The organism is Mesorhizobium sp. M1078, from assembly GCF_040318615.1.
Taxonomy (GTDB): domain Bacteria; phylum Pseudomonadota; class Alphaproteobacteria; order Rhizobiales; family Rhizobiaceae; genus Mesorhizobium.
The window spans coordinates 1-8,055 of the sequence record NZ_JAMYMP010000070.1; the positions used below are offsets into that span (position 1 = coordinate 1).

An 8,055-nucleotide genomic window follows, 5' to 3' on the forward strand; every position below is an offset into this window, starting at 1 on the left:
TTCGCGTAAAGATATGTTGTCGCAATTGCGCTTGCCGCAAGTAGCAACCTGCGGATGACGAGAGGCAAAGTCGTGGTATTGTCGGAATCAGCCATGACCCGAGTTCCCCAAAGCTTGGTTGTGGTCAGGCCGGGATTACTGCCGACGCACGTTCCTCGCGAGTCCACACGTGAGCCCCTGCCCTATGAACTTTGGCGGCAGAAAGGCTTACGTGAGTGATTTCATATCATGTGAGCCATAAGTGATCAACTCGAAATTAGATGATATGAAAGAAATTACCGGCGCCCAGATCAGAGCAGCGCGAGCGTTGATACGTTGGAGTGCCGAAGATTTGGCCGATGCAGCTAGCGTGGGAGTGGCGACAGTTAGGCGCGCAGAAGCTGCAGATGGCGTCCCTCCGATCACCGTAGCAAATCGGAACGCGATCCGTAGTGCCCTTGAAAGGGCAGGCATCGAGTTCATTTCGGAAAATGGCAGTGGCGCTGGCGTGCGCTTGGCCAAACGGCGATAGCGAACGCCGAGCCCACAGCTTCGAACGATCGTCCCAAATCTGACGCCCGCGCACGTACGATATGGGACTTGCCTGAACGGTCCTCTTGCTGACGCCTCGCCGGGTTCGGAGTTTAGCGGCCCTTGCTGACAAACTCGACTTGTACAAAGTCGCGCGCCAGTTGGATGCCTTGGCTGAGTTCACGCGGGAGCGCAAACCCCACCTCGCCGGCAAGCTGGGCATCCTTCCGAACCTCGAACGCCTCGACATCGTTCCAAAGCCTCTCACGGTCGCGCCGGGCCTCCGGTGCATCCTCCGGCAGCATCACCTCGAGATGGACGACACGCGCTTGGCGGAGAAGTCATGAGTGTGTTCGATCCGTTCGTCGCGTAGTCGCGAAGCCGATGGGTAGGCCGCAGAAGCCAACGCGCTGCTGCCAGCCTTGCGGCCAATCACCTTGACGTGAATATGAAAGATCGCCATCGCGACGGGATCATTTGCACGTCAAAGCGTACGTCGGCACGACGTATAAGCGCGCCCTCCCTCGAAAAAATCTCGGGATGGACCAGCCCGTCCCGGGCTGTCTCGGCAACCCTGAAGCCTTCCGGCGGACGCTCGCCTATCATCGCCGCATCGACAGCCGATGGAGACAGTCATGCGCAAACCACGCGATTTCGACACCGAGCTGAAGGCGCTGGAAGAAAAAGCGCGAGAGCTCAAAACGCGAAAGATGCAGCAGCTTGGCGAACTGGTGATCGCCACCGGCGCCGATCAGCTCAGCACCGACGAACTGGCCGGTGCACTGGTCGCAATCACCGAGACGAAAGACACCCAGCTTGAGGCATGGGCCAAGCGTGAAGTGATGTTTTTCGAGAGCCGGTCCCGGCGAGCTGCTCCGGCATCTCAGCGCAACCCACGCGGCGCTCCAGCGCAACCGGGCGGCCCAGAATCGCCGGCAGGCGGCACGGGCTCGCAATGACATGCGCACGTGGCAGGTCGAGCGTCGCAAGCGTACCCGGCAGCTCATCGAACTTGGCGGTCTCGTCGTCAAGGCAGGCATCGTTGATCTGACCAATGACGATCGCGCTACCATCTACGGCGCGCTGCTTTGGATCGCCGCCAAGCTGCAAAGCCATGAAGGCGAGCAAGCCCAACGATTATGGACTGCGAAGGGTAGGCAGGCGTTCGATGCTGACGGCGTGAAGAGCAGATGGGACCGCGAACGTAGCCAAAGTTGGAGCGAGCAGCGGTCGGCACGAGCCCGAACAGTAGACTTCCGCCGGTGCGCCAGCGCCGACGCCGCAGTCAAGCGCTTGCGCGGGAAGCTTTCGCGATCTTCGTCGCTACCGGCGAAAATCCTATCTCGCGAGCCTTGATCCAGATGATGAAGGGCGCAAGGCTTGAGTGGGCGAAGCTCGTCAAAGCAGGCGCTCCCTTATGAGCAAACTTCAAATGCCAGATCGTGCTCCCCTCGAAACCTCCCACGCTACAAAGATGCGATCGTGCACACTGCGCGTTGATAGAAACTCTGTAGCCAGGGCGCGAGCCAGCGGCATTGCTCTGCACAGCTGGAACGGGCGGAAAACTGAAGGAAGCTCCTCGCTTTAGATGAGATAGGCAAAAGCATCCCAGCCGATGGGACGACAGAAGCGAAACTTACTCTTGTCATGTCGCGCAAGAGAGGTGGATTTAACGAAGAAATGTACTATTTGCGTCGTGGGCAGGGCAGAAAAATCAAACGTCGCTCAATTCATCCGATACAAAAAAGGGAAATCATATGACCACTGCTCTCGAGCAAGGCAACAAACTGGATACCGTGTCGATAGCGGCTGACATTGTCGCCGCCTATGTATCGAACAATCCAGTACCGGTTGGCGAGTTGCCGAAACTAATCGGCGACATCCATGCCGCCCTGAATGGCATCGGCACGCCGGCGGTAGAACCTGTGGTAAAACAGGACCCGGCAGTTTCGATCAAGAAATCGGTGACACCTGACTTCATCATCTGTCTGGAAGACGGAAAGAAATTCAAATCGCTCAAACGGCATCTTCAGCACTTTGACCTGACCCCTGACCAATATCGTCAGAAGTGGAACCTGCCAGCGGACTATCCGATGGTGGCGCCGAACTATGCGGCCACGCGCTCGGCATTGGCGAAATCAAGTGGACTAGGGCGCAAAACGCCGGCTGCCACGTCCGCCGAAAAGCGGAAACCGACCATACGGGCGGCGGCGGCAAGAACAACTGCTACGGCAATCAAGTCGCCGATGAAGAAGCCGCGCAAGGCGCCGGGCAAAGCCTAGCCTGCTGCGTCTGACACAGGCCTAGGCTGCGCCTGACCTGAACATGGCGAAGCCCCGCTTTGCGGTGCGGCTTCGGGCACTTTGCGGTGCGGCGGGACTAGATGAGCTAGAAGTCGCCCTCGGTGTCGGTCTCGACCAGGCTCGCATAGATCGGAGCGGAGAAGCTGGGCGGCTAAGCTGCCAGACTAAAGTAATCCCCACGTACGAAGAAAATAGCGGGACATCCCGGCAAACGGGGCTTTTGGCAGCGTCAGACGAGTGAGCTCTTTGTCGATGGCCTTGAGAGTTCCCGGAGGGACGGCTCCGTTGTCGACCACGGTCTTAAAGACCGCCAACGTCGAATAAAATCCATAACGATCGCGCCGAAGCTCTTCGCGGTTAAGTCCAAGGAATTTTTCTGATGCCGCGTATGCCCGAGCCGAGCGTGCGTGGTTGCCGGGCCGGAGCCAGACCTCTTCGTTGCTGGGGTCGACTTCATAGATGAAGAGGATTTCCGGATCCTCCAGGTAGGGATGGACAAAGTCAGCGTCTTCGCCGCCCCATCGTCCACGGACGTCGTCATCCGTGGCTAGTGATGCATCAACCATGAGTGTCGTAGCGAGCGCGACTAAGGCGGCGGCTTGGTTGGGGATCGCCGCGGGCATTGCCGGCGCGGCCAGACGAACGTCGGGAGTTACTGGGAAAGAATCACTCTTGTAGATTTGATTACAAATCTGGCAGGCAAACAGATAATTGTCGAAGTCATAGGCCAGCCACCAATAGATGCCCTTCGGGCGAAAATGTTCGACATCGCCATGTGCGACCGTCGACGTCGCGGCTTCACAATATGCACATTTGCCAGCGGCATCCGCCCGCACCTTCGTCTTGGCCGACTTCCATTTTGCGGAAACGAACACCATCGGTTTACCCGCGAGGATGCCTGCAAAATAGCGCTCGACGAGATCGACGTGTTTCTCCCTGAGCTTGGCGCCGACAAAGTCTGTCGGGAAAGATGCCGCTCCCCGTTTTCGCAAGAGCCGGATCATTTGTTCTTCGCGGACCGGGTGTTCTTGACCACTTGTTGCAGCGCTTTGGCCCCCGATCTCTCCGCATTTCCCGGGGATTCAAGTTCAGCGGCAATGCGCTCAAGGAGCTTGTTCGTTGGCTGCAAATAGCCTGGGACGCTGGAGCGGTCTGCGAGAGTCGAGAGTTGCGCCTCGCGCGCGCGGATTTGGCTGGCGCGTCCCGCTGCGGTCTTTGCAGGTTGAACGTCGATTTTCATTTCCCTGCTGTCGCTCGCAGGCAGCCCCTTCAGCACACGAATTTCGCGACGTACTTGTGCGACTTGCGGTGAATCGAGGGTATCCAGACCGAAGATTGGGCTTTGAATGAGCTGATCTGTGCCGGATAAGCAAAGAATAGGCCGGTAAACGGTGAACGCAGTTCGGGGAGTACCCGCACCAGATCGAGCTGATGGGCGAGATAGCCTGGAAGAAAGCTGATGCCCAATCCCATCGCCACGAGCGCCCTCACCGTTAGCAGATCATCGCAGGCGAGGCCCCCTGTCAGGTCAACACCGATCCTCCGGTCGCCCGCCAGCATCGGCAGCGGTCGCGCCCATGCCTTGCTGAGGGGCGATGAGATCGTGATGTTCGAGTTGCTCCAGTGAGACAGGTGTGCCCCGGCGGTCGAGGTAGGCCTGGGAAGCAAACAGTCCTGAAGGACCCGTCACGAAAGCGCGTGAGATCAGGCTGGAATCGCGCAACGGGCCGACGCGCACGGCGAGGTCGATGCCGTCGGCGACGAGATCGGCAACGCGGTCGGTGACGACGAGATCAACGGCAACCGCCGGATAAGCCTTACGGAACGCTGCAATAACAGGCGGTAGAAGCGTCTGCGCGATTTCCACTGACGCCGTCAGCCGAACATATCTCGTCGATGCGCATTCCCGGATTATGCAGAAAACGGGATGCTCATTCCAGTCATCTCATATTTTCCGGGCAATGCATTTGCGCGATGATTTCGCTTGTGGAAATCGCCAGCAGGGGAGCGGAGGCCATGAACGATCAATCGATCAATCCCAATGACGCCGCCAGCGTCGTCGAAAAATATGCCATCAACCCGCGCGTTCGGGTCGGTCACGTCCATCTCAACGTCGCCGACATCGAGCGATCGCTAGCCTTTTATTGCGGTGCCCTCGGGTTCGGCGTCACCATGTCGCTAAGCGAGGAGGCTGCCTTTCTCGCGGCGGGCGGATATCACCATCATCTGGCGCTCACTAACTGGAAAAGCCGCGGCGGCGCCGCGCCCCCGATTGGCACGACGGGCCTACACCATGTCGCCTTTCTCTATACGACACGGGCGGCGTTGGCGGCTGCGCTGCGCCGCCTGCGAGCAGCAGGGGTGACGCTCACCGGCGCGAATGACCATGGCGGCTCGGAGGCGATCTATGTGCGCGATCCCCGGCAACGGGGTAGAACTCTATTGGGATCGCCCGGAAGCGGAATGGCCGCGCAACCCGGACGGCGCGCTGAAACTGGTCAGCAATCCGCTCGACGTGGACAATCTCGCCCGCGAGGGGGCATCAGACTGCTAAGCCGGCCACCGCCATGGCGGGCTGCGTTCGGAGGACTGCTGCGACAGTGCTAGCCATTCACCGAGCCACGGAGCCGGTTGGCTGCGAGCGGAGGGCAACCGTTCGGCTGGCGGGCTTCGCCCCCCAGGTATTAAAGTGTACGCTTCGAGAAGACCGCCGGCAAACTCAAGCGCTTAAAATGCATCGCAATACCTGCGGGAAGAGAAGCGAAGCTTCGCATCCGAGCTTATAGGACTTGACCGGCGGCTAGCCAGACGGCTCCCGCGCGGCTGAGACGGCCCTGTCCCGTTCCTTTGGATGAACTGCGCCTTGTGGCCGGTGATGTTCTCGATCGCCTTCGAAAGGGGTCGATGGACCTCACAGAGCTTGGCATGCTCGCTGTGGTACGCACAGCGACCCGAATATGCTCTTGTGCAGCGCTTCGGCTGCCGCCAGGAAGCGCTCGATTTCAGCCCGGGAAAGCTGTTCGGAAGGTTTGGTTCTGGCCATTGGTGCTTGCTCAATTACTAATTTAGTGAAACCTTACGTTCTTCTGGGGAGTAGACGTGAGACCGGTCGGTCCAGCTATGGGGCGGCATTGAACATGATGTTTTTTCCGCGATTACTGATTGGGATGTTTGCCACGTCGACCGTGGTAGCGACCTGGATTTACCTAGCGACCGATTCGTTCTGGAAGTCCCTTGCATGGACCTTGCTGATTTTTATCATCTTTCAGGTTGCATATTTCCTATTTTCATTCGCGCTTTTCGACAAGCTTTGGTTGAAAAGAACCGAAGAAATACCGAACCCTGCCGAGCCTACCTGTCGAGACGGCGGTGTCTCATCTGAAGGGCGCTCGATGACGCTTTGAGGGAGACCGCCAGACACGAGAGCATGCGATCATGCTAATCTTTGCGAACCATGCGAAAGAAGGAAAGCGTGGCAGCGCCAACAATCATCGAAAAGCGCGCTGGCGCTGGATGTCGCCACGGAGATCGTCGTTAGGGTGCGGACCGACGACGCCGAAGCCGAGGAGGGCGAGCGGGGTCTAAGGAGGAAACACAGATGGCTGCCTATCTGATAGCGGATGTAGACGTAAAAGACGCTGCCTTGTTCGAGGAATATCGGCGGGACGTTCCCGCTACCGAAGAGCGGTACGGTGGGCGGTACCTGGGCCGCGGTGGCGCCACCAAGGTTTTGGAAGGTGATTGGGATCCACACCGACTGGTCATTGTCGAATTCCCCGACATGGCGTCATTGATGGGCTGGTATAATTCGCCGGAATACGCCCGGCTGATCGAGATCCGCAAACGTTCCGCTAACACCAGGATCATCGCTTTAGAAGGGATTGCAACGCCTGCGGCGTGACCCATAAGCGCGGCCAGCGGACCCGACGACAGTTGGGCATCCTCAGCGTCATTTCTTCCTCACGGCGAGATGCCGGAGCAGCAAGACCACTTAGTACCGTCTATGATCAATTTGCCGCTGCGCCGGCGAGCGAGCAAAAGACGCGGGAACAGGTGTCTCGTGACCGCCGTGTTATCCCGATCATCCGAAGACGTTCGCTCCGGTGCGGGACGACTTCAAGTCCTTTTCAAGGGTGTTGGGAGGTTGGCCCACGGCTGAAGGGCTGCACAACCAAGGGGCGACGATCAGCTTCTCCACCTTCAGACACATCGTGATAACCTGTCGGCCATGAAATCGGTGGCTTGAGAGAAACGTGGGCGGGCCCCAGGAGACTAATTTCTGCCCATGGGGAGGCGATGTCCGCGCTAGCCGGAATGTCAGCTACCGAAGATCCGCCGCCTGAAGGCTGCCAGTCCGCTAACGGCCGCCCCAAAGCTGCCGGTCAAGACAAGGTCGCGTTGGAACCGATCCTTCGCATCCCCCGTTATCGAATGGAAGGGACATTACTTGCCATTAGGAGATGAAGAATGAAACGGCTTCTTTTTGCCACTGCCATGATGGCTCTTTCCAGCGGGCTTGCGTTCGCGGGGACGACAGGGACAACAGGGACGACGTCGAGTGGCTCCTCCACTACCACAACGATGCCGACGACAGATAACAACACGGATTCGACCACAACGAAGTCGACCAATTCGAACTCAGCGAAGGACTGTGCGCCGGGCCAGCAGAGTGGCAGTGCCAAGCAGGCCGCTCCTGGTCAACAGGATGACACCAGTGCCAAGTCCGCAGCCCCTGGACAGATGAAAACGACTGCCGAAGGTTGCTAATTGTGGCGGGAGGGGCCGGTTTGCACCGGCCGGAATGGATGCCTCCCGCTGCCGACCGGGGGCAACGGACCGGCCCGCGCCCTTCGATCAGCGCGGGCCGTTTTTCTGAAAGAACCTCCCTTAATCGTCCAAGGAGCCTGCAGCCTTTTCTTGGGCGAGCCGGAATGCATAGTTGGTTGCGGATGTGATTGTTGAATAGCGGCCCTTGGTGAAGGCAGATTTGAACGCGACAAACGCCTCAAGCGGCACGTCCAGGAAATCGTATTGCTTCCCCCCTCGCTCAAAACCAGACCGAGAGAACCCTGGTCCGGGTCAATAGTCGAGGGTAGTGTGCTGAGAGTTCTGCAAATTCGCTGAGAGGGGGCGGTCATAGCAGGCTGGTGATGTTCAACGTCACCGATTCCCTGGAAGGAACGCCACCATGACCAAGACAGAAGGTAAATCGACCAGCGCTGCCGTCAAAGACATTCTGCTT

11 protein-coding genes and 2 pseudogenes are annotated in these 8,055 nt (G+C 58.6%); 8 read left to right on the forward strand and 5 right to left on the reverse strand.

Features of this window, described 5'->3' with window-relative positions; all coding sequences use genetic code 11:
- Positions 1–265: 265 nt before the first annotated feature.
- On the forward strand, positions 266–511 hold the full coding sequence (locus tag NKH38_RS32780) for a transcriptional regulator (RefSeq protein ID WP_352765664.1): 246 nt from the start codon (positions 266–268) through the stop codon (positions 509–511).
- Between the two features lie 118 nt (positions 512–629).
- Here the strand turns inward: NKH38_RS32780 and NKH38_RS32785 are convergent.
- A pseudogene (locus NKH38_RS32785) lies at positions 630–973 on the reverse strand (MobA/MobL family protein); the annotation flags it as partial.
- 172 nt (positions 974–1,145) lie between these two features.
- Between NKH38_RS32785 and NKH38_RS32790 the strand changes: the two are divergent.
- The 3 genes from NKH38_RS32790 (at position 1,146) to NKH38_RS32805 (ending at position 2,792) form a co-directional block, all read left to right on the forward strand.
- A complete protein-coding gene (locus NKH38_RS32790) occupies positions 1,146–1,469 on the forward strand; it encodes a conjugal transfer protein TraD (RefSeq protein WP_352765661.1) in 324 nt (107 codons plus the stop codon).
- 1 nt (position 1,470) lies between these two features.
- Positions 1,471–1,866 carry a conjugal transfer protein TraD gene (locus NKH38_RS33535; RefSeq protein ID WP_502896698.1) on the forward strand — a complete coding sequence of 132 codons (396 nt, stop codon included), beginning with the start codon at positions 1,471–1,473 and terminating at the stop codon, positions 1,864–1,866.
- Between the two features lie 401 nt (positions 1,867–2,267).
- On the forward strand, positions 2,268–2,792 hold the full coding sequence (locus NKH38_RS32805) for a Ros/MucR family transcriptional regulator (RefSeq protein ID WP_352765660.1): 525 nt from the start codon (positions 2,268–2,270) through the stop codon (positions 2,790–2,792).
- Between the two features lie 185 nt (positions 2,793–2,977).
- On the opposite strand, the gene NKH38_RS32810 is transcribed toward NKH38_RS32805, so the two are convergent.
- From NKH38_RS32810 to NKH38_RS32825, 4 genes are read right to left on the reverse strand one after another with little or no spacing between them, the layout of a single operon-like run.
- Entirely contained in the window at positions 2,978–3,817 is an 840-nt protein-coding gene (locus tag NKH38_RS32810) for an HNH endonuclease family protein (RefSeq protein WP_352765658.1), read from the reverse strand.
- Positions 3,814–4,053 carry a hypothetical protein gene (locus NKH38_RS32815; protein WP_352765657.1) on the reverse strand — a complete coding sequence of 80 codons (240 nt, stop codon included), beginning with the start codon at positions 4,051–4,053 and terminating at the stop codon, positions 3,814–3,816. Before NKH38_RS32815 ends, NKH38_RS32810 begins: the two co-directional genes overlap by 4 nt.
- Positions 4,054–4,082: 29 nt before the next feature.
- A complete protein-coding gene (locus NKH38_RS32820) occupies positions 4,083–4,373 on the reverse strand; it encodes a LysR substrate-binding domain-containing protein (protein ID WP_352765655.1) in 291 nt (96 codons plus the stop codon).
- Positions 4,342–4,728 carry a LysR substrate-binding domain-containing protein gene (locus tag NKH38_RS32825; RefSeq protein ID WP_352904860.1) on the reverse strand — a complete coding sequence of 129 codons (387 nt, stop codon included), beginning with the start codon at positions 4,726–4,728 and terminating at the stop codon, positions 4,342–4,344. Before NKH38_RS32825 ends, NKH38_RS32820 begins: the two co-directional genes overlap by 32 nt.
- A gap of 101 nt (positions 4,729–4,829) precedes the next feature.
- Between NKH38_RS32825 and NKH38_RS32830 the strand changes: the two are divergent.
- The 4 genes and pseudogenes from NKH38_RS32830 to NKH38_RS32845 all read left to right on the forward strand — a co-directional run bounded on the left by NKH38_RS32830 (position 4,830) and on the right by NKH38_RS32845 (position 7,580).
- A pseudogene (locus NKH38_RS32830) lies at positions 4,830–5,367 on the forward strand (VOC family protein).
- Between the two features lie 409 nt (positions 5,368–5,776).
- Positions 5,777–6,217 carry an exopolysaccharide production repressor protein gene (locus tag NKH38_RS32835; RefSeq protein WP_352765653.1) on the forward strand — a complete coding sequence of 147 codons (441 nt, stop codon included), beginning with the start codon at positions 5,777–5,779 and terminating at the stop codon, positions 6,215–6,217.
- 194 nt (positions 6,218–6,411) lie between these two features.
- Entirely contained in the window at positions 6,412–6,714 is a 303-nt protein-coding gene (locus NKH38_RS32840) for a DUF1330 domain-containing protein (protein ID WP_023670645.1), read from the forward strand.
- Positions 6,715–7,280: 566 nt separating this feature from the next.
- On the forward strand, positions 7,281–7,580 hold the full coding sequence (locus NKH38_RS32845; RefSeq protein WP_155927313.1) for a hypothetical protein: 300 nt from the start codon (positions 7,281–7,283) through the stop codon (positions 7,578–7,580).
- Positions 7,581–8,055: the final 475 nt, after the last annotated feature.